The organism is Acidimicrobiia bacterium (genome assembly GCA_041676705.1).
In the GTDB taxonomy this organism is placed as follows: domain Bacteria; phylum Actinomycetota; class Acidimicrobiia; order Acidimicrobiales; family SKKL01; genus Actinomarinicola.
This window is the reverse complement of the sequence record JBAYRL010000003.1, coordinates 67,893-93,334: the sequence shown is the minus strand read 5'-3', so window position 1 is coordinate 93,334 and position 25,442 is coordinate 67,893. Positions and strand designations below refer to the sequence as shown.

Annotated in this window: 28 protein-coding genes; 23 read left to right on the top strand and 5 right to left on the bottom strand. The window is 54.5% G+C overall.

Going from position 1 to position 25,442, the window contains the following annotated elements; all coding sequences use genetic code 11:
• The first annotated feature begins 73 nt into the window (after nt 1-73).
• The 4 genes from WC184_06475 to WC184_06460 all read left to right on the top strand — a co-directional run bounded on the left by WC184_06475 (nt 74) and on the right by WC184_06460 (nt 3,809).
• A complete protein-coding gene (locus WC184_06475) occupies nt 74-1,312 on the top strand; it encodes an LCP family protein (GenBank protein ID MFA7477523.1) in 1,239 nt (412 codons plus the stop codon).
• Nucleotides 1,313-1,384: 72 nt separating this feature from the next.
• Nucleotides 1,385-3,031 carry a YdiU family protein gene (locus tag WC184_06470; protein MFA7477522.1) on the top strand — a complete coding sequence of 549 codons (1,647 nt, stop codon included), beginning with the start codon at nt 1,385-1,387 and terminating at the stop codon, nt 3,029-3,031.
• A gap of 78 nt (nt 3,032-3,109) precedes the next feature.
• On the top strand, nt 3,110-3,439 hold the full coding sequence (locus WC184_06465; GenBank protein ID MFA7477521.1) for an antibiotic biosynthesis monooxygenase: 330 nt from the start codon (nt 3,110-3,112) through the stop codon (nt 3,437-3,439).
• A gap of 7 nt (nt 3,440-3,446) precedes the next feature.
• Nucleotides 3,447-3,809 carry a hypothetical protein gene (locus tag WC184_06460; GenBank protein ID MFA7477520.1) on the top strand — a complete coding sequence of 121 codons (363 nt, stop codon included), beginning with the start codon at nt 3,447-3,449 and terminating at the stop codon, nt 3,807-3,809.
• 79 nt (nt 3,810-3,888) lie between these two features.
• Here the strand turns inward: WC184_06460 and WC184_06455 are convergent, their stop codons facing one another.
• From WC184_06455 to rpmB, 4 genes are read right to left on the bottom strand one after another with little or no spacing between them, the layout of a single operon-like run.
• Complete coding sequence (locus WC184_06455) at nt 3,889-5,676, bottom strand: phosphoenolpyruvate carboxykinase (GTP) (GenBank protein ID MFA7477519.1); 1,788 nt, start codon at nt 5,674-5,676, stop codon at nt 3,889-3,891.
• A gap of 51 nt (nt 5,677-5,727) precedes the next feature.
• A complete protein-coding gene (locus WC184_06450; protein ID MFA7477518.1) occupies nt 5,728-6,003 on the bottom strand; it encodes a hypothetical protein in 276 nt (91 codons plus the stop codon).
• Between the two features lie 8 nt (nt 6,004-6,011).
• Complete coding sequence (locus WC184_06445) at nt 6,012-6,176, bottom strand: hypothetical protein (GenBank protein MFA7477517.1); 165 nt, start codon at nt 6,174-6,176, stop codon at nt 6,012-6,014.
• Nucleotides 6,128-6,322, bottom strand: coding sequence for a 50S ribosomal protein L28 (rpmB, locus tag WC184_06440; protein ID MFA7477516.1), 195 nt, complete (start codon nt 6,320-6,322; stop codon nt 6,128-6,130). The genes WC184_06445 and rpmB overlap by 49 nt, the downstream gene beginning before the upstream one ends.
• Before the next feature lie 107 nt (nt 6,323-6,429).
• Here rpmB and WC184_06435 point away from each other — a divergent pair, with 107 nt between their 5' ends.
• The 3 genes from WC184_06435 to WC184_06425 are packed head-to-tail and all read left to right on the top strand — an operon-like array spanning nt 6,430 to nt 10,684.
• A complete protein-coding gene (locus tag WC184_06435; protein ID MFA7477515.1) occupies nt 6,430-8,166 on the top strand; it encodes a DAK2 domain-containing protein in 1,737 nt (578 codons plus the stop codon).
• Nucleotides 8,167-10,386 carry an ATP-dependent DNA helicase RecG gene (locus WC184_06430; GenBank protein ID MFA7477514.1) on the top strand — a complete coding sequence of 740 codons (2,220 nt, stop codon included), beginning with the start codon at nt 8,167-8,169 and terminating at the stop codon, nt 10,384-10,386. It begins immediately after the preceding gene.
• 1 nt (nt 10,387) lies between these two features.
• Nucleotides 10,388-10,684: a hypothetical protein gene (locus tag WC184_06425; protein MFA7477513.1), complete on the top strand. Its 297-nt coding sequence runs from the start codon at nt 10,388-10,390 to the stop codon at nt 10,682-10,684.
• Between the two features lie 30 nt (nt 10,685-10,714).
• Here WC184_06425 and WC184_06420 read toward each other — a convergent pair whose 3' ends face one another.
• A complete protein-coding gene (locus tag WC184_06420) occupies nt 10,715-10,876 on the bottom strand; it encodes a hypothetical protein (protein ID MFA7477512.1) in 162 nt (53 codons plus the stop codon).
• 38 nt (nt 10,877-10,914) lie between these two features.
• On the opposite strand from WC184_06420, the gene rsmD reads away from it, so the two are divergent.
• From rsmD to rimM, 16 genes are all read left to right on the top strand, one after another.
• A complete protein-coding gene (gene rsmD / locus WC184_06415; GenBank protein MFA7477511.1) occupies nt 10,915-11,493 on the top strand; it encodes a 16S rRNA (guanine(966)-N(2))-methyltransferase RsmD in 579 nt (192 codons plus the stop codon).
• Nucleotides 11,494-11,499: 6 nt separating this feature from the next.
• A complete protein-coding gene (gene coaD, locus WC184_06410) occupies nt 11,500-11,988 on the top strand; it encodes a pantetheine-phosphate adenylyltransferase (GenBank protein ID MFA7477510.1) in 489 nt (162 codons plus the stop codon).
• Nucleotides 11,988-12,587: a hypothetical protein gene (locus WC184_06405; protein MFA7477509.1), complete on the top strand. Its 600-nt coding sequence runs from the start codon at nt 11,988-11,990 to the stop codon at nt 12,585-12,587. Before coaD ends, WC184_06405 begins: the two co-directional genes overlap by 1 nt.
• A gap of 18 nt (nt 12,588-12,605) precedes the next feature.
• On the top strand, nt 12,606-13,142 hold the full coding sequence (locus WC184_06400; protein ID MFA7477508.1) for a DUF177 domain-containing protein: 537 nt from the start codon (nt 12,606-12,608) through the stop codon (nt 13,140-13,142).
• Nucleotides 13,143-13,248: 106 nt separating this feature from the next.
• Nucleotides 13,249-13,428: a 50S ribosomal protein L32 gene (gene rpmF, locus WC184_06395; GenBank protein ID MFA7477507.1), complete on the top strand. Its 180-nt coding sequence runs from the start codon at nt 13,249-13,251 to the stop codon at nt 13,426-13,428.
• Nucleotides 13,429-13,441: 13 nt separating this feature from the next.
• Nucleotides 13,442-14,422, top strand: a complete 981-nt coding sequence (plsX, locus tag WC184_06390; protein MFA7477506.1) for a phosphate acyltransferase PlsX — start codon at nt 13,442-13,444, stop codon at nt 14,420-14,422.
• 94 nt (nt 14,423-14,516) lie between these two features.
• Nucleotides 14,517-14,807, top strand: a complete 291-nt coding sequence (locus WC184_06385) for a phosphopantetheine-binding protein (protein MFA7477505.1) — start codon at nt 14,517-14,519, stop codon at nt 14,805-14,807.
• Complete coding sequence (gene rnc, locus WC184_06380) at nt 14,808-15,569, top strand: ribonuclease III (GenBank protein MFA7477504.1); 762 nt, start codon at nt 14,808-14,810, stop codon at nt 15,567-15,569.
• Nucleotides 15,562-16,401, top strand: coding sequence for a DNA-formamidopyrimidine glycosylase family protein (locus tag WC184_06375; protein ID MFA7477503.1), 840 nt, complete (start codon nt 15,562-15,564; stop codon nt 16,399-16,401). Before rnc ends, WC184_06375 begins: the two co-directional genes overlap by 8 nt.
• A 77-nt stretch (nt 16,402-16,478) precedes the next feature.
• A complete protein-coding gene (gene smc, locus WC184_06370; protein ID MFA7477502.1) occupies nt 16,479-19,967 on the top strand; it encodes a chromosome segregation protein SMC in 3,489 nt (1,162 codons plus the stop codon).
• Between the two features lie 90 nt (nt 19,968-20,057).
• A complete protein-coding gene (locus tag WC184_06365) occupies nt 20,058-21,449 on the top strand; it encodes a trypsin-like peptidase domain-containing protein (protein ID MFA7477501.1) in 1,392 nt (463 codons plus the stop codon).
• Between the two features lie 116 nt (nt 21,450-21,565).
• A complete protein-coding gene (ftsY, locus tag WC184_06360) occupies nt 21,566-22,747 on the top strand; it encodes a signal recognition particle-docking protein FtsY (protein MFA7477500.1) in 1,182 nt (393 codons plus the stop codon).
• Between the two features lie 30 nt (nt 22,748-22,777).
• A complete protein-coding gene (gene ffh / locus WC184_06355) occupies nt 22,778-24,226 on the top strand; it encodes a signal recognition particle protein (protein MFA7477499.1) in 1,449 nt (482 codons plus the stop codon).
• A 100-nt stretch (nt 24,227-24,326) separates the two neighbouring features.
• The gene (gene rpsP / locus WC184_06350) at nt 24,327-24,653 is read left to right on the top strand and encodes a 30S ribosomal protein S16 (GenBank protein ID MFA7477498.1); all 327 of its coding nucleotides are present in this window, start codon (nt 24,327-24,329) and stop codon (nt 24,651-24,653) included.
• Complete coding sequence (locus WC184_06345) at nt 24,650-24,949, top strand: KH domain-containing protein (protein ID MFA7477497.1); 300 nt, start codon at nt 24,650-24,652, stop codon at nt 24,947-24,949. The genes rpsP and WC184_06345 overlap by 4 nt, the downstream gene beginning before the upstream one ends.
• 10 nt (nt 24,950-24,959) lie before the next feature.
• Nucleotides 24,960-25,424, top strand: a complete 465-nt coding sequence (gene rimM, locus WC184_06340) for a ribosome maturation factor RimM (protein MFA7477496.1) — start codon at nt 24,960-24,962, stop codon at nt 25,422-25,424.
• The last annotated feature ends 18 nt before the right edge of the window (nt 25,425-25,442 follow it).

Sequence of the window (25,442 nt, the reverse complement as noted above, 5' to 3'; positions counted from 1 at the left end):
TGGTCCCTGATCCGTTTACGGCGGTGCGGGGCGATGTTACGAATGTGTTGCGCTGGGCTAGGCTTTTTGGCGCATGAACCCCGGCATATCCCCCTCTCTTCCGCCATCTTCCGGGCAAACTAGAGTCCAGCGGCGTGAAACCCGGGCAGCCCAGATACGTCGCGCGGCACGCCGAAGCTGGCCCGAGCGGTTGATCCTAGGTCTGTTGATTCTGGCGGCGTTCACGTCATTTGGTGTAGCCGCCACCTTTGGATATGGCCTGTACCGTTTTCGACAGATCGAGCGAGTTGACGTAGTCCTAGCATCACGGCCGCCACCCGGTGAAGCCAAGAATATCCTGGTGGTTGGCTCTGACTCGCGTGAGTCGATAGCCGATTCGGTGCTGCCTGATGACGCTTTTGTCGAAGCCACCGAGGCAACCTCCGGTCAGCGCTCAGACACCATCATGGTGGTGCGTGTCGATCCGAAAACCGAAAGTTTGGCGGTGTTGTCATTTCCACGTGATCTGTGGCTGCCGATCGCCGGTACCGATCATTCTCAGCGAATTAACACCGCCTATGCCAACGGTCCTCAAGGCCTTGTTGACACGATTGAGGACAATTTTAATATTCCGATTCACCACTACGTGGAAGTGAATTTCGCTGGTTTTGCCGGGCTGGTAGATGCCATTGGTGGAGTACCGATGTGGTTTGACCAGCCGCTACGTGATCAGCATTCCGGTTTGGTGATCGAAAGCGCCGGTTGCCATGTCTTAGACCCTGAAATGGCTTTGGCATACGCCCGATCTCGTCATCTGGAATACAAAACTGACAGCGGTTGGTCGAGCGATGGCACTGGTGATTTGGGTCGCATTACCCGACAACAAGTCTTTTTGCGTCGCGCTCTTGATCAAGTTAACAATTTAGGAATTGGAAACCTAATGACCCTTAACCGTCTGCTGGGTGTAGCGGTCCATAACACTGTGATCGATCGTGATTTGGGCTTGAACACCCTGTTAGACCTTGGTAACCGGTTCGCTCATTTTGAGGGGAACGAGCTTCAGGCAATGTCGTTGCCGGTGTATCCGTTTCGGACTTCCGGTGGGGCCGCGGTATTGGGCCTAGTTGAAGACGAAGCCCAAGTCGTGCTGGAAGCTTTTCGTTCCGGAAACTTTCAGACGGCGACTACCTCAACCACAGGCTTTTCAGGTCAAGAATCTACCAGCGAGGATTTCACCAGCGAGGATGGCCAGGGTATGAACGCGGCCAGGTCGACTACCACTAGCACCGAACCTATTGGTGTGGCACCCGACGCTGAAGCGGCCTGCCGATGAGCGCAAGCCTTCATGACGTAGTAACGCAAGCCTTCATGATGTAGCTCGGAACGTGGCCGATATGGTCTAAATGTGAGCACAACACAAAAGATCAACGGGCCACGGTCTCTAATAAGCAATCTCGATGACCTGCGGTTTTCAAACCGCTATATAGATAAATTGCCTGGTGATCCCGAGGCGACCAACGCACGACGACAGGTGTACTCGGCCGCATATTCGTTGGTAGCACCTACCCCTGTTCGAGCGCCGAGCTTGGCAATGTGGTCGCCCGAGGTTTTTGAGTTGCTGGGTCTCGATTCAGGCTTGGCGACTGATGCCGATTTTGCCCAAGTGTTTTCAGGCAATCGGATTCCTGCGGGTGCGGTTCCCTTCGCCCAAAACTATGGCGGGCATCAATTTGGTAATTGGGCTGGCCAGCTGGGTGATGGTCGCGCCATTGCCCTAGGTGAGATTCTGGGCGACGACAACGTTCAATATCTAGTGCAGCTTAAAGGTGCCGGGGCGACCCCATATTCACGCGGTGGCGACGGACGAGCCGTGCTTCGATCGTCACTTCGTGAGTTTCTCTGCAGCGAAGCCATGTTCCACCTTGGTATTCCAACCTCACGGGCCTTGTCGCTAGTGCTCACCGGGGATGACGTGGTTCGCGACGTGCTATACGACGGAAATCCGGCGGCCGAATCTGGTGCTGTGGTAGCCAGGGTGGCGCCATCTTTCACCCGCTTCGGTACTTTTGAACTGCCTGCTAGCCGGGGTGATTCCCAGTTGCTCGAACAGCTGGTGCGTTTCAGTCTCGAAACCGAATTTCCGGCTTTGGTAGCGGCTATGCCGGAGGCCAGTTTCTCGGAACAAGTGGTTGCATTTTTCGAAGAAGTGGCCATGCGCACGGTGCATGTGGTGGTTGATTGGATGCGAGTTGGTTTCGTGCATGGGGTGTTAAACACCGACAACATGTCCATTCTGGGTTTAACGATCGACTATGGCCCCTATGGATGGTTGGAGAGCTTCGACCTCAATTGGACCCCCAACACCACTGATGCTGGAACCCGCCGTTACCGATACGGCGCCCAGCCTGAGATAGCTCATTGGAACTTGGTGGCGCTTGCTAACGCTTTGGTTCCTCTGGTTGAAAATGTTCAAGAACTGCAAAGGGTGATCGACCAATATCCTGTTTGGTTCGCCAGTTCCTTCGCCAAAATGATGGTGGAACGGTTGGGCTGGGCCCAATACCACGAAGGTGATGAAGAACGTTTTGAAAAGCTCTTTGCCACGCTGAGCAGCATTGAAATTGATCAGGTGATTTTTTACAGAGAGTTGGCGCGGGTGCCGATCGATGTCGCTAACGAATTTAGTGATGATGAGATCTTAAATCCGCTGTTTGAGGCCTTCTATAACCCCGATGCGTTGAGCGGCGTCGCCAAGGACCAGGTGGTTTCCTTCTTGCGATCGTGGATGGAACGGGTGGTGCAAGGTGGTTTGGATGATGAGGAACGTATTCCTCGTATGGACGCCGTTAACCCGAAGTATGTGCTTCGAAATTATTTGGCGCAGGAAGCCATTGAGCTGGCCGAGAGCGGTGATTGGACGTTAGCCCACGAGCTCTTTGAGGTCTTGCGCCATCCATATACTGATCAACCCGATAAGGAACGGTTTGCGAAGCGTCGCCCCGAATGGGCACGCATGAAGGTCGGTTCCTCCATGCTTTCTTGCAGTTCCTAAACTGTAGTGTAAGGTTAACTTTACATAAAATTACAGGTGAGCTTTTATCTCGACATGTTGTCGTATAATCTGGACAACATGACAATCATCAAGATCAACGCGATCACCGTGCCGGTTGAAGCTGGCGACGAGTTAGCGCACCGTTTTGAGCCGCAATCGCACATGCTCGACGGTCATGACGGCTTCTTGGGTTTCGAGTTATTGAAGCCCACTGATGAGCGCACCCAGTGGTTGGTGGTCACGCGCTGGCGCGACGAAAAATCGTTTGATGCTTGGTTCGCGTCCCCTGAATTCCGAGCAGCGCACAGCCGTAAAGATGGTGAAACCGGCGAACGTCGTAAACCGGTTGGTACCGACGCCCAGCTGTGGTCGTACGATATTGTTGGAGGATCTGAATTTGTAAAGTGAGTGTTATTTGAGCCTGCGCGAACTCCATGGAATCTGGGCCTGGGTAGTCGTTCTATCTAACGCTGCGGCTGGAGTGTGGGCGTTGGGTGCTCATTGGGTACCGGCCTTGCGTCAGCGCGCTATGTGGTGGTTCACAATCGCCGCTGAAATCGCTATCTTCATCCAGGTAGTTCTGGGCGTAGCTCTAATTTCGATTAAAGGGGCTGAGGTCGCTCAGTTCCATGTGTTTTATGGATTTGTGGCAGCCATTACTGTTGGTTTGATCTATAGCTATAAGGCCCAAATAGATCCCTGGCGGTATTTGTTATACGGCTTTGGCGGATTGTTTCTAATGGGTTTGGCGATTCGGGCCATGACCATCGGCGTGTAGCGGCTGATCAAAGCCTGAACGCGAAAAGGGCCACCCAGAAAGTCTAAATCGCTTCCGGGTGGCCCTTACCGTCGTTTATTTAGCTAAGTGCAGCCTTTAGGCTTTCTAGCTGTTGTGCCAGCTCTTCTGGCAAACGTTCTCCGATGAACTCGAAGTGTCTCTCAATTAGCGGCAGCTCACCTTTCCAAGATTCCTTGTTAACCGTGGTCAGCAGGTCCATCTCGGCGTCGGAAACGTCAATACCACTGCGGTCAATGGCATCGGGTGTTGGAACGAAACCAATCGGCGTTTCTACCGCTTCAGCGGTGCCGTCAAGACGTTCCAGAACCCACTTCAAGACGCGAATGTTGTCACCAAAGCCGGGCCAAATGAACTTCCCGCTGTCGTCTTTGCGGAACCAGTTAACCCAGAACAGCTTAGGCAGCTTCTCGGCGTCGGTAGCCTTACCGATATCCAACCAATGGTTGGCATAATCACCGGCGTTGTAACCAATGAATGGCAACATGGCGAACGGGTCGAACCGCACCTCGCCGATCGTGCCAGCCGCCGCCGCCGTTTTTTCGGACGACATAATCGAACCCATGAATACGCCATGTTCCCAGTCGCGAGCTTGGGTCACTAGGGGAACGTTAGTGGCGCGTCGACCACCAAAGAGAATGGCCGAGATACGCACGCCAGCTGGATCTTCCCACTTGCTTGAGATGGAAGGACACTGTGCAGCAGGGGCGGTGAAGCGAGCATTGGGATGAGCGGCAGGCGTTTGCGAAGCCGGGGTCCAATCGTTGCCACGCCAGTCGACGAGGTGCTCGGGTGCCGGGCTCATGTCTTCCCACCACACGTCACCATCATCAGTTAAGGCTACGTTAGTGAAAATACAGTTTTCATTGAGCGTGGCCATGGCGTTGTAGTTGGTCTCGTCGCTGGTGCCAGGGGCGACACCAAAGAAACCAGCTTCGGGGTTTATGGCCCTCAGGTAGCCCTCATCATCGTATTTCATCCATGCGATGTCGTCGCCGACCGTCTCAACCTTCCATCCAGGCAGGGTTGGAATCAGCATGGCCATGTTCGTTTTGCCACAAGCCGATGGGAAAGCTGCGGCAACATAACGAGTTTCCCCACCTGGGGGCGTTACGCCCACGATCAACATGTGCTCGGCCATCCAGCCTTCGTCGCGAGCCATGGTTGATGCAATGCGAAGAGCGAAGCACTTCTTACCCAACAAAGCGTTGCCGCCGTAGCCGGAACCATAAGACCAGATTTCGCGAGTTTCGGGGAAATGGGTGATGTACTTATGTTCCGAGTCACACGGCCACGGAACGTCGGCCTCGCCCTCGGCTAGGGGTGCGCCGACCGAATGGACACAAGGTACGAAATCGTCGTCACCCAAGGTGTCAAGCACTCGTTGGCCCATCCGCGTCATGATCCGCATGTTGGTGGCCACATAGGCTGAGTCAGAGAGTTGGACGCCAATGTGAGCAATTGGCGAACCAATAGGGCCCATGCTGAATGGAATTACATACATGGTGCGACCAGCCATGGCACCGCGGTAAAGGGCCAGCATCTCTTCCCGCATTTCACTGGGTTCCCGCCAATTGTTGGTGGGACCAGCATCAATTTCTTTGGCGGAACAGATGAAGGTGCGGTCTTCCACCCGCGCCACATCGTCTGGGTCAGACAACGCCAGATAGCTATTGGGCCGCTTGGCCTCATTGAGAGATGTGAAGGTCCCGCCAGCTACCAAGGTTTCACATAACCTTTGGTACTCTTCGGCGGATCCATCACACCATTCAACGCGGTCGGGCTGGAGAATCTCCGCCCATTCGTCAACCCAAGATATAAGCTTCTGGTTGGTAGTCGGTTTGCTCACAGCTGCGGTTACCTCTCCGACGGTGTCAAGTTATTTTGTTTAGGGGGGTGATCAGCCTTCGCTGGTCAAGTAACCAGGTGTGCCCATGTCTACCTCGGAACCCAGGCTTAAGCTACGAGCCAATCCTGAGTCATCGACGGTGAACAAGACACGTTGTCCGGGGCGAAGATTTCGAAAAATCGTTCCAGACAATGCTCCTGGAGCTAGGTCGTAGTCTTTCAGGTCGCTATCACACGTAAGTGTGCCGATGCCTGTTTCTGGATCAAAGGACTTGATCACACCTTGCACGTTCTGGCTCCTGGTAGTTATCCAACCTGGTTCCTTCATCCTAGTCTTCACCTATTCGAGTTCACTAACCCAAAATAGGAAGCGCCCGTTCCACCGGAATCGAATTCACCAGCGAAACGGGCGTTAAAATGTTGTAGACGTAAGTAATAGCTGGGGGCGGCGCTTAACGAGCGGCCTTTTGAACCTTCCCAGCCTTCAAGCAGCCAGTGCATACGTCGACGCGCTTAGTGGCGGTTCCAATACGAACCCGCACACGTTGGATATTGGGGTTCCACCGACGTCTGGTGCGACGGTGGGAGTGGCTGATTTGCATGCCAAAGGACGGCTTCTTGCCGCACACCGAACACACGGAGGCCATGAGGGCACCTCAAAGATACATAGCCGATAAGGACGAGGGGTCATGCTATCAGTGAATTAGCTTTGAACACCTAATTGGGTGAAAACCTTCACTAGTCTAGAGACACTATGACCGCCTTAGCAGGGTTAGACGCGTTGGCGTTGGCCGAATCAATCAGGGTATTCAAGGACGCATTACGGTCGCACCAAAGCGAAATCAACCGTCTCAATGTTTATCCCGTACCTGACGGTGACACTGGCACCAATATGACCTTGACCTTGGAATCAGTGGTGGCCCGCCTGGATGAACTGCCCCAAGATTTGAACGGTGCCGATGCCCAGGCAACGGCCCAAGACCTAGAAGCGGTCTGTCACGCCATCAGCCACGGTTCGTTAATGGGAGCCCGGGGTAACTCTGGGGTCATTCTTTCCCAGATCATGCGTGGTTTCACCAATGAATTTCGCCGAAAAGCAGACCTCACCGACGATGATGACAGCAATGAAGCCACACTTGCGGGGTCGATTGATCGAGGAGCGCTGCAGTTGGCCCGGTCGATGATTGCGGCGTCTAAAGCTGCCTATCAGGCCGTCATGCGACCGGTAGAGGGCACCATCTTGACGGTGGTAAGAGAAAGCTCGGAAGCGGGACTTGAAGCAGCCTTAGGGGGCGCTACTCTAATCGACACGATAAACGCCGCTCGCCAAAGCGGTGCCGAATCGCTAGAACGAACGCCAACCTTGTTGCCGGTGTTGGCTCAAGCGGGCGTAGTCGATGCTGGCGGTCGTGGCTTTTTGCTGTTCTTAGACGCGCTTCGTCATGTTGTCGATGGTTCTCCCATGCCCGAGGCTCCAGCAAACGACGATGTGCTGCCCTTGGCAATGCTGTTGGAAGAGGCCTTGGTTGGCGAGCACGACAGCGTAAGCGATCTGCGCTATGAAGTCATGTACTTCCTTGAAGCTCCCGATGAACTGGTACCAGCCTTCAAGGAGGTCTGGGCCACGCTTGGCGATTCAATCGTGGTGGTTGGCGGCGATGGTCTGTGGAACTGCCATATTCACACCGATGACATCGGTGCCGCCATCGAAGCTGCTATCGATTGTGGACGTCCTCGTGAGATTCGGGTGACCGACCTTTTTGAACAAATGGAAGAAGAACGATGGGTGCGTGAGGCGGCTCAATCGATGCCACCCAACGAACCACCTGAACCCGTTGGTACTGCGGTGGTTACCGTGGCTGCCGGAGGAGGACTGCATCGACTCTTCGGAGCGCTTGGGGTGCAACAAATTGTGGCTGGGGGGCAGTCGATGAACCCGTCAACCGCCGAGCTAGTAGCAGCCGTAGAAGCGGCCCCATCCGATGAAGTGGTTATTCTGCCCAATAATAAAAACATTGTGGCGGTTGCCAACCAGGTTGTAGAAGCAACCCAAAAAACGGTGTATGTAGTACCCACGCATGCGGTGACGGAAGGGATGGCGGCGCTTTTGGCCTATGATCCCGAAAGTGATGCTGAAACCAATAGCGTCGAGATGGCCCGAGCCGCGGCCGATATCGTGACCGGTGAGGTAACCCAAGCCGTTCGTGAATCATCCTCCGAGGCCGGACCTATTGCGCTCGGCGATTTTATCGGCGTTACGAACGATGGCATTTGGTCGGTGTCGAAAGATCTAACCGAGACTTCAGTTGGTCTATTGAAGCATTTGATAAGCAACGATTACGAGATAGTGACGATCCTTGAAGGTGACGGATCGCGCGCTGGAATCACCCGAGCCATAACCGAGTGGCTGAATGATAACTACCCCGACCTCTCAGTTGAGGTTCATCATGGTGGCCAACCGCTGTACCCCTATATTTTTGGGCTTGAGTAGATGGCGCGACGCTTAGCTCGCCTGGCACAAATACCAATCGAAACTTTAGCCGGCGTTGGCCCCGCTCGAGCTAAGGCCTTGGCTGCCCTCGAAGTCACCTCAGTGCTCGACCTCCTCATGACCTACCCTCGCCGCTACATTGATCGTTCTCGCCAAGCCTCCATTGCTGAGCTTTTGCCGGGTGAGGAAGCCATGGTCATGGTGGAGGTGACGGCCATTTCACAACGTCGTACTCGCGGTGGTCGTGCCTTGGTTGAAGCGACTGCTAGTGACGGACGCAATTCCATACGGGTCACCTTCTTTAATCAGCCGTGGCGAGCAAAACAGTTAAAGGTCGGCACCGAAACGATCTTGTTTGGTCGGCTCGAACACTTCCGCGGACGCGCCCAGATGACAAATCCGGTGGTCGATCTAGTTGGGGATCGGACCGGGCGTATTATCCCGGTGTATCCGCAGTCAGAACGCTCAGGCCTAATGACATGGGAAATAGCGCGATTAGTGGAAGAGGCGCTTGATCGAGCTGGTGAGTTTGCTGAGCCGATAGCTCCTGCCGTGATAGCGAAGCACGGACTTGTCGACCGCACCCAGGCCTTTCGTGGTATTCACCTTCCGGAGAGCATGCCACAAGCCCAGGCAGCACGGGCTCGGTTGGTCTTCGATGAACTGGTACGACTTCAGGTGGCCCTGGTCGAGCGAAAAGCCCGTATTGCACGCCAAAGTCGAGGGTTGGCACATAGCCTCAAGCCCGGGCGACTATTAACGCAGTTCCTTAGCAGTCTTTCGTTTCCCCTAACGAGCGCTCAGGAACGCGTCATCAGCGAAATACAATCCGACATGGCACAACACCAACCGATGCACCGGCTGCTGCAGGGTGATGTGGGTGCGGGTAAGACGCTGGTGGCCGTGGCCATGCTGCTTACCAGTGTGGAGAACGGATTCCAGGGGGCGCTGATGGCACCCACATCAGTGCTAGCGGAACAGCATACCGCCGCTCTTGCTGAATTGCTGGATGGTCTTTCGGTAGAAGCGCCTGGATCGCTTTTTTCTCACAAACCCTTGGCTGTGGAACTCCTCACCAACCAGACCGTTGGCGCGAAGCGAAAAGAACTTTTGGCAGATCTTGCCCAGGGTCGAGTGAACATCTTGGTTGGCACCCACGCGCTCATTCAAGAAGGGGTCAGTTTCAAGCAACTTGGGGCGGTGGTGATCGATGAGCAGCACCGTTTTGGCGTGGAACAGCGCGCCGTGCTGCGAACAGCCAACGCCGATGGTTCAATTCCCGACGTTTTAGTAATGACGGCTACACCAATACCACGAACGGCAGCCATGACCGTCTACGGCGACCTGGACGTTTCGATACTCGACGAGCTGCCCCCAGGTCGTACGCCCATAACTACCCGCTGGGTTTGGTCAGCAGATGTCAATGAGAACACCAATATCAGGGGGTCTTCACCGGTGACAGAGCGGCCAGCCTTGCTTCTGGAACCCGATGCTCGTCCTAAGGCGGCCACTGCTTCCCTAGATGAGATGTGGGCGGCGCTCAAAGCCGAACTTGATGCTGGTCGATCGGCCTACGTCGTGTGTCCGCTCGTGGAGGAATCAGAACACAGTGAAGCTGCTGCCGCCACTGAGACCTTTGAAGAGTTGCAAGCAGGGGAGTTAGCCGCCTATCGACTGGGGTTAATCCATGGCCGTCTAGGTGCAGCTGAGAAAGCACAAGTTATGGATGAGTTCCGCCGAGGCGAACTTGACGTGTTGGTTGCTACGACGGTGATTGAGGTAGGCGTCGACGTACCCAACGCCACCGTGATGGTGATCCTTGATGCCGACCGGTTTGGTATTGCCCAGCTGCATCAGCTCCGAGGCCGGGTCGGGCGTGGTTCCAACCAATCCTGGTGCTATTTGGTCTCGGGGGCCACGAACCCCGACAGCCAAAAACGCTTAGAAGCGTTGGTTAAATCGACCGATGGTTTTGACCTAGCCGAAATTGATCTTGAGTTACGTGGCGAAGGGACTTTGATGGACAGCCGACAAAAGGGCCGTAACGACCTGCGGTTGGCCTCGCTGCGCCGTGATCGACGCTGGGTCGGCGTGGCTCGTCAGGTAGCAGAAGAAATACTTGAAGCCGATGAAACTTTACGGGCGCACCCTATGTTGGTGGAAGAAATACGCCTACTCTTGGGCGGCGATGAAACCTCTGAATTCCTGTTGAAGTCATAAGATGACCCCTTCAAACTCAGCTGAACACAACGACGCTAATGACGGTAACGACGAGCCATTCGAGCCCACCGGCAAATGGGCCAGCCCGGCCATTTATGCCTCCAATTGGCGTCGTATCTTGATTATCGACGCTTTATTGGGCGTGGCGTTTGCAGTTATTGGTGTGTTGGTCATGATCCGCTGGAACCTATGGGTGGGCTCGTTTATGGGTGCTTTAGGCCTTACCTACGTGGTCGCAGTCTTTCGCCGTTTTTTGCAGTGGCGCTGGTTACGAACCAAAGCCGGTTTGCCGACCTAACCGCCACCGTTAGCTCTGATACCTACCCGGTTAATCGTCTTCCGGCAATACCAAGTCCCAACGGTCTAAACAATCTTCACAGCGATAGACCACAACTTCGCCTGGATAAAAGCGGCCAAGTTCATCGGGGCGTGAGATTAAATGGCAACGGCCGCCGCAGTCGATGCAATCGATAGTGGGGTCAGGAATCACCTCCTCTAGGCTACCGTTATGACCGTGAGGCAAACGGCTTGAGAGCAAAAACTCCACAATCTAAACAAGCTGGTCCGGCACGACTTCGTATCGTGGCTGGGTCAGCTCGAGGTCGCTGGATCAAAACACTTCCTACCGAGGAAGTTCGTCCGACCTCCAACCTGGTTCGTGAGGCGACCTTTAACGTGCTGGCCTCGATGGGGGTGTTGCAAGACGCCAACGTGCTCGACCTATTCGCCGGAAGTGGTGCCTTGGGCATCGAGGCGCTTTCACGCGGTGCCCAGCAGGCAGTTTTTGTAGAATCCAATCCCCGTGCTGCCCGCCTAATTCAACAAAATCTTGAACACCTAGGTTTCAACAAAACGGGCCGAGTTGTTAGCGGCGATGCCATGTCCTATGTCCGTAACATGGCACCGGTCGATGTCACGTTTTGTGATCCGCCCTACGACTTTGATCGGTGGGATGAACTCTTGACGCAACTGCCCAGCTCTCTCATTATTATCGAAGCTAACCACGAGATTGATGTAAAGAATTTTGGTGAGTTGGTGAGACACAAGCGATACGGGGGTACCTTTGTGTCGATCATTTCAACCATGCCGTCGTCCCAAACGGAGTGAGCACTAGTGGCTGTTGTCCTCTATCCCGGTTCATTTGACCCTGTCCACAACGGACATTTAGAGATCGTTGAAACTGCGGCTCGGCTATTTGACCGAGTGGTTGTAGCAGCTGTCGGCAACCCTCAAAAAGCTGGACCGTTATTCACCTTGGCTGAACGGGAAGAAATGTTGAAAGAGGCGTTTGCCCATCTCCCGCAGGTCGAAGTCACGATGTTTTCGTCGCTAGTGGTCGACCTCGCTAAGAAGGTTGAAGCTGACTTTATAGTGAAAGGCCTCCGAGCAGTATCAGATTTTGAGAGTGAATTGCAGATGGCCCAAATGAACCATGCTATTTCTGGGGTAAATACTGTCTTTATCCCCTCGGCCTCACGACATTCGTTTTTGGCTTCTAAACTGATTCGTGAGATCGCCCGTTTTGGTGGCGATGTATCGTCCATGGTGCCAGCATCAGTGTCGGCACGATTAAGTGAGAAATACCCGGAGGTTCAGGGTTAATGCCCGAAACCCCTGAAGTTCCCTTTCGCTCCAGTGACCACAAGGTCCCAGAAGCGGAAGTACTTTTGCGGCGTGTGGCCGAACTCATAGCACAAGCCCGACCAGTGCCACTTTCAACCTCGGTAATGGTTAATAAAGACGAAGTCTTAGAACTTCTGACCGAGGGCATCAATCGGTTACCCGATGAGTTGCGTGCGGCACGTTGGTTGCTTAAAGAGCGCGACGAATTTTTGGCTTCTGTACAGGCTGAAGGCGACGAAATTTTAGAGCAGGCACGCGCCCGTGCCGGAGCGATGGTGCAGCGCTCGGAGGTGGTCAAAGCCGCCGAACACAAGGCTCGCCAAATTGTAAAACAGGCACGAGCCGAGGCACGTGCCATGCGGTACGAAGTTGATGACTTTTGCGACCAACGCCTAGCTAGCTTCGAGATCATTCTTGAACGAACTGCCCGTACAGTGGCTGAAGGTCGAGCGAAATTTCAAGGTTCGGCATCGAGTGGACCCGGGGGAGCCGATTCTCCTGCCGAGCTCGATGACAACGAATCTGATGGCATCGACTCAACCGATTCGGCGGGTTTCTTCGACCAAGACAACTCATAGATAACGCAAGCGCCTGTTATGTCATCTGAACTCAAAATTAGCGTGCATGATCTACTGCGGCGGCCAGGTTCACGCAAAGAAATTGACCGCCAGTTGACTTCCGAAGGTTACGCCATCAGTGCCACTGGGGTACCTGAAGGCGAGCCAATCGAGGTTCAACTAGTGCTTGAGTCACTGGCCAATGAGGGCACCATTCGTGTTACCGGAGAAGTCTCCACCAGATTTAAAGGTGAGTGTCGACGGTGTTTAGGAGTGGTCGAAGACACCTTGGTTGCTCACGTCGATGAGTTGTTTTCTCGTTCCGAAGACGCGACTACTGATGAGGACGTTTGGCCCCTCGAAAGCGATGAGATCAACATCACCGATGTGGTTAGAGAAAATATCTTTCTTGCCTTGCCACTATCGCCACTATGTAAGAGTGAATGCCGAGGCCCGGTACCCGACGAATATCCGGCCCTTTTGGCAGATGAGCTGCCCAATGACGATGAGCCGGAGGGTGACGAAGCGCCAGGTGACCCACGTTGGTCGGCACTTCGTGCATTACACTTCGACTAGTTGACCTAAAAGCGGCTATCGTACGAACCTTGTGCCGGAGCCCTCCGGTCACTTTCGAATTGCTGCTGGAGGCTCTTGTCTCCACACCCCCTCGAGGAATTCCGCAATGGCTGTCCCAAAACGAAAGACTTCCAAGGCCAAAAGCCGTAGCCGGCGTGCGTCGGCCTGGAAATTAGGTACTCCAGCTCGTAGCGTGTGTCCACGCTGTAGCGCCGCCAAGGTGCCCCACGTAGTGTGTGGCAACTGCGGATGGTACAAAAACCGTCAAGCTATCGACGTCGACTAGATAAGGCCGCCCTGTGTTACGCATCGCGGTTGATGCTATGGGCGGTGACAATGCGCCAGCCGAAGTAGTTGCTGGTGCAATTCGGGCACATGAAGATGGTTTCCCCGTTGTGCTCGTCGGTCGCCCCGATGAAATTGGTGATCCCGGTCCGTTAGAGGTTATTGCTGCATCAGAAGTCATCCCAATGGATGCCGATGCCGGTAGTAGCGTCCGACGCATGAAAGATTCGTCGCTGGTACGCGCTGCTGAAGCCGTCCGCGACGGAAGAGCCAGTGCCATGATTAGCGCTGGTAACACTGGTGCCACGATGGCTTCAGCTCTGTTGCGAATGGGTCGCATTAAGGGCGTCGCTCGTCCAGCGATTGCCACCCCAATTCCAGATCCGGTTGGAGCGCCCTGCGTGCTCTTGGATGCCGGTGCCAATGCCGATTGCCACCCTGAATGGTTGGTGCAGTTTGCCCTAATGGGGGCGGTTTATTCGCAGCAGCGTTACGGTGTTGAACGACCGCGGGTGGGCTTGTTGTCAAACGGTGAGGAAGCCACCAAGGGTAATTCACTGGTAAAAGACACCCATTCGCTGTTGGCGAAAATTGAGTGGAGCGCCATCGGGGCCGAATTTATCGGCAATATTGAAGGTCGCGACCTTATGTCTTCCGTTGCCGATGTGGCGGTGACCGATGGTTTCACTGGCAATGTGGCGCTGAAGGCACTCGAAGGAGGCATGCGCTCTCTGATCGGTGCCTTGCTCGGCGTGTTCGACTCTTCCGAAGAGGCCCGCCAGGCCTCTGAGGTATTGCTCCCGGGTTTGGCTCCCTTGTATGCCCAGCTAGACCCAGAAAGTACTGGTGGGGCGATGCTTTTGGGGGTCGATGGTATCTGCATGATCGGCCACGGGTCATCGTCAGCCACCGCTATTCACAACGCGGTTCGTACGACTGCTGAGATGGTGCGCGGTGATCTGGTGGGGCACCTACGTAGGGCAGTTGGCACCTAGCGCCTCGAAATAGTATTTTCGGCACTAATCTCGTGAATAGCTGCTAAACTAGCCTTCCTTTAGCGTCAATATTCTTATATCTACGGAGTGCCGCGTGCCCGCAGAGACTAACTCTGATACAGGTTCCATCGACCGCGACGAAATCTTCGCCCTAATCCGCGATCGCCTAGCCGACATTTTAGAGCTAGACCCTGCCACCATTAAAGAAGGGCAATCCTTCGCCGACGATCTAGACGCTGACTCTTTAGCACTAATAGAACTAGTGGAAGCTCTCGAAGAAGAACTCGCTGATCGGGTAGGCGGCTTCCGCATTGATGATGAAGACCTTGAAGACCTAAAGACAGTTCGTGATGCTGTCGATTATGTGCACGGTCGGGTGGGCTAAATCCTGCACGACAATGCTTCGCTCCTTCAACTACAAGAGCGGCTCGGATACGTTTTCGTCTCTCCAGCCACGTTAGATTTGGCGCTTACCCATCGTTCATTTTGTGCTGAACATGCTGGCTACGAATCTAACGAACGGCTTGAGTTTTTAGGTGACTCGGTATTAGGCCTAGCAGTGACGCAACATTTGTATCGGGTCTATCCCACACGGCCTGAAGGTGAGCTGGCCCCAATGCGCGCCGCGGTGGTGAACTCGGCCAGCTTGGCGGAAGCTGCCAGCGAAATTGGTCTTGGCGAGTCGCTGCGGCTTGGCAAGGGCGAAGACAAATCGGGCGGTCGGCAACGGCCTTCTATTTTGGCTGATGCCATGGAAGCCGTAATTGGTGCGGTGTATCTCGACGGTGGATGGGTGGTGGCCAAGGATTTGGTCGAACGCCTTATCGCTCCCAAGATTCGCACGCCCGATGAAACGCCCCGTTATCAAGATTACAAAACCGAGCTCCAAGAATTGATTGCGCGCCTTAACTATTCGACGGCGCCGCAATATCAGGTAAGCCACTTCGGTCCTGATCATGAAAAGCACTTTCAGGCCACGGTTAGCGCTGAGGGAAAAGTGCTGGGCCGCGGTGAAGGCCGTTCAAAAAAACAGTCGGAACAAAATGCGGCCGCAGCCGCCCTAAAGCAGCTTTTACATACCCATGAGGCTGCCGCGGCCAATCCAGAAAATGATATTAGCCAAGGAATGACGAACATAGATGCGTGAATTGCCTGAGGTAGAGAGCATTCGCCGGGGCTTTGAAAAAGAGGCGGCCAGCAAGAAGATTAAGACCGCTGAAATAGTCGGCCCCATGTCATTTTTTAGAGGGCATTCAAGCAAGAAGAGTCTGGTGGACAAGCTTGAAGGTGCCAAGATCAACAGCGTTGCAAGGCGTGGTCTAACTCTCATTGCCACGCTCAACAACGACCATTTCATGGTGATCGAGCTAGGTAAGCAAGGGTTGATGGTTAAAGCCACCCCACGGGAGAAAGTGTCTGAGGATACCTTCCTCATCCTTTCCTATACCCAAGGTGGTCAAACCCGTTTTGCTGATAGCTCTGGCAAGGCCGTGGTGTCGGTTCTTCCTGAAGATGCCATCGCCAAACACTTTCCCGACCTAGAAACCATCGGGCTTGACCCGGTTGAACAGCCGATTTCGTGGACGGCTTTTGGTCATCTTCTAACTGATAAACGCAGTCGTCTCAAACAAGTTCTGTTAGATCAAACGATCGTGGCTGGTTTGGGTGACGTTTATGTGGATGAGATTCTCTTCGAGGCTGGTTTGCGGCCCGACCGGGCACCCAAGTCACTCACTATTCAGGAGATTCGCCGGCTGTACCGGTCGGTGGTGGAAACTCTGCACGATGCACTTAAGTATCGTGGGACCTCCCTCGAAGGTGATGATTACGTAGATTTCTACGGTAAGCCTGGTGACTATGGCGAGCATTTGAAGGTCTTTGGCCTCGATAAAGTGGCTTGTCGACGTTGCCGCGAGCCGATAATTCGCAAACGTGTTTCCAATACTTACGCCTACTTGTGCGAAGACTGCCAAATCTAGGTCGCCCTACCCGCCAAAGGCCCGCTTGTTAAGTCTGAGGGCGTTACTCTAAGCCAACTCTGAGGTCGCAGGTGTTCTTGAAAAACCTCACCTTAAAGGGCTTCAAGTCCTTTGCTGATACCACCAAGCTCGAATTCACTTCGGGCATAACCGTGGTGGTAGGCCCCAATGGCAGTGGCAAATCAAATGTGGTGGATGCCATTGCCTGGGTATTGGGTGCCCAAGCGCCCAAAGCGGTGCGTTCTGGCAAAATGGACGACGTTATCTTCGCAGGCACGGCCAAGCGGTCGGCCTTGGGGCGCGCTGAGGTTTCGCTGACCATTGACAACAGCGACGGAGCGTTGCCTATTGATTTCACTGAAGTCACCCTGACGCGAGTGCTATTTCGCACTGGTGATAGCGAATACGCCATTAATGGTGTCGCCGCTCGACTGCTCGACATCCAAGACTTGCTGTCAGATAGCGGCGTTGGACGCCAACAGCATGTGATCATTTCTCAGGGCCAGATTGATGCCGTGTTGAACGCGCGACCAGAGGAACGTCGTTACATCATCGAGGAAGCAGCTGGCATCCTTAAGTACCGTCGACGTAAAGAACGCGCCGAGCGGCGTTTGCTCGGTACCGAGGCCAACCTGGTTCGTTTGCAAGACTTATTGCGCGAAATACGTCGGCAGTTGCGGCCACTTGAACGCCAAGCTGACGCCGCTCGGCGTCATGGTGAGGTTTCATCGGCACTGCGTGAAGTGCGGGTGTTTCTTATCGGAAGAGACCTGGCGAGAGCACAGGCACGTCTAGGTGAATCGAACGCCGCGCTCGTCAAGCTTCAAGAACAACAGAGCGAAATTCAGGCGAGCTTAGGCAAACTTGATGCCGCGGTGGTGGCCGAAGAATCGTTGCTTGACGCCCAGGGTGTGCATGATCTGAGCGATGACCTCGTGGTTTTCGAGGCGCTAGCTGCTCGAGCGAAAGCTATCCGTTTGGTGATTGAGGAGCGTCAGCGTTACGCCGAAAGAGCGGTTGGGTTGGAAGTGTCCTCAAGCCCACTTGATGACTTGTTATCACAACACACGGCTACGGTGGCCGAGTTAGAGCGGGCCGAAACTGAACTAGCCGGTGTGGCGCTGGTTGAAGCCCAATTGGCTGACCAAGAAAAGTTACTGCAGGATCAGCGGCCAGACACCAGTGCGAATCGACCTTCAGCCTTGCCGCACAATGGTCCCGAGCTGGGTGAAGTTAGGGGCGAATTGAGTGCCATTTCAACCTCGACCGCCCACACTGAAGTTGAGCTGGAACAACTAGACAACGAAATTGCCCGACTGAACCAGACCTTGGCCGATGACACTGTGTCGAAGGCCGAGCTCGAAGGTGCTATTGAAGCTGCTGTTACACAAGAGAGCACTGCTCAGATTGCGGCGGCGACGGCCCTTCAGCAATTTGAGGCTGTCACCGAGCGCAACCGTAAAGCCGACCAATTACGACAAGAGCGCAATGAAAATGCGGCCCGATGGATCGCCCGAGCCGAAGCACTTAGCCAGGCCTTAGACGAGGCCCGCTCTAAGGCCGGTGCTCAAACGTTATACCAGGTAGATGGGGTTGTCGGCACATTATTAGACGTCGTGATAATAGAAGAGGGTTGGCAGGCGGCTTGCGAAGCGGCACTAGGTGATGCGCTCTTAGCAGTGGTGGTGGAAGGCATTAAACCTGGTCGTGATTCTTTGTCGATGTTGGCGCAAGACGACAAATCAGTGGCGGTTCTGCCCCTCGGACTCTTTGAAAAGGCGGGCAGTTCCGCAATATCAGAGCAGATCGCGGAAGGTTTGACGCTTGGTGGCGACACCGAATGGATATTGAAATATGTTCATTCAGAATCTGAATCTGTCCAGCAACTACTCAACCATTTGTTGGCCAGAGCCTTGGTGGTGGAGGGCAGCTGGAGGGAAGCCCTTGACGTAGCCCTTGAACAACCGGAATGCGTAGTGGTCACCAAAGAAGGCGATCGCTTCAGCCCGACAGGCTGGCGTTTGGGCGGAGGGGGCGCTGGCGCAACCGGTGCCGCTCACGCCGAAGCGTTGGCCCAAGCTGCCCAAGCTCAAGCCGAGGCCGATAGGGCGACCAAGGCTTACGAAGAGTTGCAAACACAACAACGAGAGTCCGAAGCGGACCATAAGCGAGCTGTGGCAATGCTCGAGAACGCCCGCTCAGAACTCGCTCGACTTCGGCGCGGCGTGGAGGCGGTGGAATCCAATTTTCGCACCACTAGCGCCCGGTTGGACTCACTCCACCAACGGCGAGTCGAACGTGGCGAACGCTTCACCACCGAACTCGCTCGCCAAAAAGAGCTGGAGGCTTTACTGCCGGGTCTTGAAGCAGAATTCGAAAGCCGTCGCAATGAAGCACGACGCTTAGCGACCGAGCGTGCCAGTTACGACGAAAAGGTTAATCAGCTTGGTAACCGTCGGAGATCGATTGAGCTAAAGAAAGTTGAATTCAACCAGCAGGTCGGTCATCTAAACGCTCGGATACAAGATCTAAATTCACGGATTAAGCACGAACGTAACCGAGCTGCGAAGGCCCACGAGCAGCGCCAACGTGCTCGAGTTCGCCTCGACGCCCTGAAACAACTTCACGATGCGGTAGTGCAACAAGAAAGCCGGGTGCATGCACGGTTGGAGGCATTGTCATCTGAACGTCATCAACGCTCGGAAGAGGCGCGTCAGGCGTTTTCACGCTTGGAAGCATTGCGCGCCGAGCGAAGTGCTACCGAAGGTCAGCTGCAAGAACTTCGTGAGCGGCACAATCGTGAATCTCTAGTTGTTTCGGAAGCTCAGATGCGCCTCGAAACTCTTAGCCAATCGGTCCGATCGGAACTTGATATGGAACCCTCGGAAGCAATGGCCCAGCAATTGCCAGAAATTCCCGATGGGCAGTCACCCGAGGAATGGCGCCGGTATCTGGAACGAGAAATAAGGTTAATGGGCCCTATTAACCCCCTGGCCCTCTCCGAGTATGAAGCTTTGGCTGAGCGGCACGATTTCCTTACCGCTCAGCTCGAAGACGTGCGCTCAACCCGGCGAGACCTATCGAAAATCATTCGCACGATTGATGCTGAGATCGTGGACATCTTCGCAGATGCATACCACGATGTGGCCCGTAACTTTGCCGAACTCTTTACCACGCTGTTCCCTGGGGGCAAAGGCGGCTTAAGCCTAAGTGATGCTAATGACCTCTTAACCAGTGGTGTTGAAGTCGAAGCTCGACCTTCTGGTAAGAACGTGGCCAAGCTGTCATTGCTCTCGGGCGGTGAACGTTCGTTAACTGCATTAGCTTTTCTATTCGCTGTTTTTCGAAGTCGGCCCAGTCCGTTTTATGTTATGGACGAAGTTGAGGCGGCCCTAGACGATGTCAACTTGCATCGGTTCTTGCAGCTCGTGCACGAGTTTCGTTCCGATGCTCAACTGCTGATTGTGAGTCACCAAAAACGCACCATGGAGATTGCAGATTGTCTCTACGGCGTGACCATGCAGCCGGGTGGTTCTTCAAAGGTCGTTTCCGAGCAGATGGCTTAATCGTGGAAATCTAACCAAAGTCTCACCGATGTTGCGGTTTGTGGGGGCGTTAGCTCCATTACTCTAAAGGGTGACAAAGGGGTCGAAAAGATGAGCTACAACCCGAATTGGCCCGAGCAACCAACCGGTTCGGTGCCAGAACCAGAAGTACCAAACGAAACAGAGGCCACCACTCCGCCGGCAACTCCAGAGCCTTTTGAGAGCCCACACAGCACTCCGGGTGGTTTTCAACCTGCTGGCGGTGCGTACGGTACCCCGGTGAGTCCGTCATCGGCTGCCAGTGCATACGGCAATGGCACCCCGGCCGCCCCGCAGCCCGAGCCCATGGCACCGAACGTGGCGTACACACCTACTCCGCCACCAATGCCAGGCCCCACGTTCCACCACAGCTCGGCTTCGACTTCGCCGCCTAGTGCAAACCCATCAACCACCCCAGCTGCCAAAGCTCCGGCCTGGATGCTGCCATTCGCAATATTGGCCGCCCTGGCTCTCTTTAGTGGTGGAGCGCTAACCGGCTGGGCAATAGCAACCAAGAAGAGCCCGGCCGAAAGCTTTGTGGCCGAGGAAGGTACTAACACCGCTGTAAGCCATTCCACCAACGACCCTGGTTCCACCATTGGCGAACCGGTAGCGGATGTCGCACGTATGGTCGCACCCTCAGTCGTGCAGATCGAAACCAACACCGGGCTTGGCTCTGGTGTGGTCTTTGATAATGACGGTCATATTCTGACCGCGGCTCACGTGCTCGAAGGTGCCACGCAGATACGGGTCCGTTTGGCTGATGGCCGTTTGCTGCCCGGTGAAGTGGTGGGTATGAATGCCGCCACCGACGTTGGCGTGGTTGCTATCGAGCCCCCTAAAGACCTTCGGCCAGCACGGCTCGGCCTTGAAGTGCCGGTAGAGGTAGGCCAGCTAGCCGTAGCGGTTGGCAGTCCATTCGGGCTCGATCAAACTGTCACCTCGGGCATTATTTCTGCTACTGATCGACCAGTGGAAACTGAGTCCACCTCTATGGTCGGCATGATTCAAACTGATGCTTCGATCAACCCTGGGAACTCGGGTGGTGCCCTGGCTGATCGTCAAGGACGTGTCATTGGGATCAACGATGCTATCCGCACGGCTGGCGGTGGCAACGAGGGCGTGGGTTTCGCCATTCCTATCGACCTTGCGAATCGCATTGCACTTCAAATCATTGCAGGTGAGGAGATTCAGGCGGGTCTATTAGGAGTAACCGTTGAAGAACCAAGCAGTGGACCTTCCGGTGCTTTGATTAAAGAAATCATGGAAGATTCGCCAGCTGCTGATTCCGACCTCCAAATTGGTGACCTAATAACCGAGGTTAATGGTCAGCCCGTGTCGCGCACCCAAGGACTACGAGCACGAATTTTGGGTTTTGCCCCTGGTACTGAGGTGACTTTAACTGTTATTCGCGACGGTAAAACCTTTGAAACCTCGGTGGTGTTAGCTAGCGCAACGCGATAATGGCGTTAAACAGTGCGAAATGGCCTGTAACCACGGCGTCGCCCTCGAGGCACAAAAGTCTAAATAATGCTGGCCATAGGCATGCGCTAGCGTTCACTCGGTAGGCTTTGGCGAACATGTCTGCATTATTCATAATTCTCATCGTGGTGTTGGTTCTAATCAGTGGAACCGCTGGCTTCGTGGCGATTCGCAAGAGCCGTGGGGTTCCACTGGAGCCACCAGCCGCGCCACAGGGAGGGGGTGTTGAGACTCTTGAAGCTCCTTCGGTGTCGGAAATCGAGACCGAAGAGCTTGAGCTTTTGCTCGAAGACACGATAATTGTCGAGACAGAAGACGAAAGTGCCACCGCCTTAGAAGAACCTCCTTTGGCGCCGGTCGAGGTTCCAAAGCCGCCACGCTTACGTGATCGCCTTAGCCGGGCACGCTCTACCTTTGCTGGTTACTTCGGCTCGATCACCGGCCGTTCTACCATTGATGACGACACTTGGGATGAACTTGAAGAAGCCTTGATTCTGGCTGATGTGGGTGTTTCACCAACCATGGAAATGCTTGATCAGCTTCGTGCCAAGGTTGCCTCGGAAGCAATTAAAGAGCCAGCAGCGCTATTAGAAGCCTTGAAAGTTCAACTAAAAGAGCGGATAGGCGGCTATGACCGATCGCTGCGTTATACCGCCGATGAAGGACGGACCTCGGTTTGGCTCATCGTCGGGGTAAACGGCGTTGGAAAAACCACCACTATTGGCAAAATTGCAGCTCAGACCATAGGTGAAGGCCGCTCAGTGCTACTTGCTGCGGGTGATACCTTCCGAGCGGCCGCCGCGGAGCAGCTTGGTATGTGGGCCGAACGTGCTGGGGCCGAGTTTGTGCGTGGCGCAGAAGGCGGCGACCCTAGCTCAGTCATTTTCGATGGTATCGCCAGTGCTGCTTCCAAAAAGGTTGACCTAGTTCTGGCCGACACCGCGGGGCGTTTGCATACCAAAACCAACCTCATGGAAGAGCTGGCTAAAGTGCGTCGCGTGTCTGATAAAGAACCAGGACAAGTGGTAGAGGTTCTACTGGTCATCGACGCCACAACCGGCCAAAACGGCTTGGCCCAAGCTCGTCAATTCACCGAGGCTGCCGATGTGACGGGAGTAGTTCTAACCAAGCTAGATGGCTCTGCTAAAGGTGGCATCGTGGTAGCTATTCAAGACGACTTGGGAATTCCAGTTAAGCTGGTGGGTCTAGGAGAGTCGATTGGCGATTTGGTAGCGTTCGACCCCGACGAGTTTGTCGAAGCTCTCTTTGACACGCTTTAGTTCGTTTCCCCCATTAGGCTTGATGTAGGCATGTTTGACGCTCTTTCAGACCGTTTTGACGGAATATTTAAGCGGTTGCGCGGTCGCGGCCGCCTTGGCGACGCCGAAGTTGATGAGGTGTTGCGCGAAATCCGCGTGGCACTGCTTGAGGCCGACGTAAACCTTAAGGTCGCGCGATCACTGGTAAATCGCATTCGCGAACGCTGTGTAGGTGAAGAACTTTCAAAGAGCCTCACCCCGGCCCAACAAGTCATCAAGATAGTTCATGAAGAACTAATTCAAACTCTTGGTGGCGAGACCATGAAGGTCACCTACGCCTCCAAACCACCCACCGTAATCCTCATGGCAGGTTTGCAAGGTGCGGGTAAGACCACCACCACCGCCAAACTGGCTCGCTGGTTTAAGTCGCAAGGGCGTAACCCGCTTTTGGTGGGTGCCGACTTGCAGCGTCCGGCGGCGGTTGAACAGCTGCGAACCTTAGGGCGCCAGGTAGACGTCGATGTTTGGTCAGAACCAAGCGATCCAGTCACGGTGGCCCAAAAAGCGTTGGATGAAGCTGCTCGCTTAGGTCGTGATGTGGTGATCGTTGACACCGCTGGCCGGTTGGCAATTGACGAAGAACTGATGGAGCAGGTCCGTCAGATCTCTGAGGCCGTTAACCCGCATTACACCTTCTTGGTCATTGACGCCATGACGGGTCAAGACGCCGTGAATACCGCCGAGGCATTTCATAACACCTTGGCTCTGGATGGCGTTATTCTCACCAAATTAGATGGTGATGCTCGAGGTGGTGCTGCATTATCAGTTAAAGAGGTTGTAGGTCGCCCTATCGCCTTTGCTTCAACGGGTGAAAAACTAGAAGACTTCGAGCAGTTCCATCCCGATCGCCTAGCTGGGCGAATTTTGGGCATGGGCGACATGCTCACGCTTATCGAAAAAGCAGAGGAAGCCTTTGAAGCTGAGCAAGCCGAAGAGGCTGCCGCTCGGCTCCTGGAAGGTACCTTCACCCTCGACGATTTTCTTGAACAGATGCAACAGCTCAAGAAAATGGGGCCGCTGCAAGGCATTATGGGCATGTTGCCCGGTATGCCCAAAGAAGTGCGTGATGCCGAGATCGATGATCGCGAGATCGCTCGAATTGAAGCCATGATTCGCTCGATGACTACCCAAGAGCGTGCCAACGTTGATTTAATCAATGCCTCACGTCGAACCCGAATTGCTAACGGCTCTGGCACTAGCCCTGGCCAAGTTTCGCAGTTGGTTAAGCAATTCAAAGAAGTACAGTCTCTAATGAAGAGAATGGGTGCCTCACCTGCGATGATGGGGCGCAAGAAGGGCAAGAAAGGCAAGAAAGGTCGCAAAGGCGGTCGCGTCACCCCTAAAGGTGCCATGAAGCCGCGTTTCGACCCGGATGATCCCTTGGGTCTATCTGCCTTGGGTGACTTGCAGTTGCCCGGCGGTGGCCCGAAGTTGAAATAGGACCCCAGTTAGGTCAAGACTATACAGTCGCCCTCGCATTGGAAGGGTGCTGTGCTAGCAGTGTTCGCTGACAGCAAAAACGAAACAGGAAGAGAACTACGTGGCCGTAAAGCTCCGTTTAATGCGTATGGGCAAGAAGAAGCAACCCACTTACCGTGTGGTGGCGGCTGATTCGCGTTCCCCACGCAATGGTCGGTTTATCGAGATCGTTGGTGTGTATGAGCCACGCCGCGAGCCGTCGCTCATAAACATCGACAATGAAAAAGCAGTGAAGTGGTTGCGCAACGGTGCCCAGCCCACCGAAACCGTTGAGAAGCTTCTAAAGGTCTCTGGTGCTTGGGAATGGTTCAAAACCGGTAACGCCCCTGCCCCTGCCCCAGTCGAAGATTCCGCAGCTGTTTCAGCCGAGAGTGCCAACGCATCGTGACCGATTCGCAAAATAGCAACGAAACTGCGCTCGACGAAGGCTCAAACACCGGTGCTCCTACCGCAGTGGCAGTGCTTGAGTACTTGGTACGCAATGTTGTAGACGACGCTGACGGGGTCAAAGTCAATGTCGAGTCGGCTGGCGAATCTCGTTTAGCTCTCAACGTGCAGGTTTCACCGGGCGATATGGGCCGAGTCATTGGCCGGCGGGGTCGCGTGGCAAATTCCATTCGCACGTTGGTTCGAGCCGCAGCAGCACGTGACAATGTCGAAGTCGACATTGAGTTTGTAGATTAAGCGACCTGTAATGGCCGACCGTTTAACGGTTGGGCGTGTATCCAAGCCTCACGGATTATCCGGTGAGGTGTTGGTGCTACTCACCACCGATCGTCGCGAAAGAGTCGCACCTGGCACCATTCTGTATACAGGTGAGCGCCAGCTGCGTATCGAATCCGCTCGTCCTCATCAAAACGGTTGGTTGGTTTGTTTCGAAGGAATAGACAACCGAGAGGCAGCCGAGGCGATCCGAGGACTCGAACTTTCCGCGCCTCCCTTGGTAGATGATGAAACCCTTTGGGTGCATGAGCTGGTTGGTTCGGTTGTACTGGAAACGAACGGCACCGAGCGGGGGATCGTAGAAGCCGTTGAAGCCAATCCAGCTAGTGATCTTCTGGTGCTCGAAACAGGGGCGTTGGTTCCCTTAACCTTCGTGGTTGAGCATTCGGCCGGACGCATTGTAATTGATCCGCCGGAAGGCTTGTTCGAGCTCTAGCCGCTATATTGCGCGGAC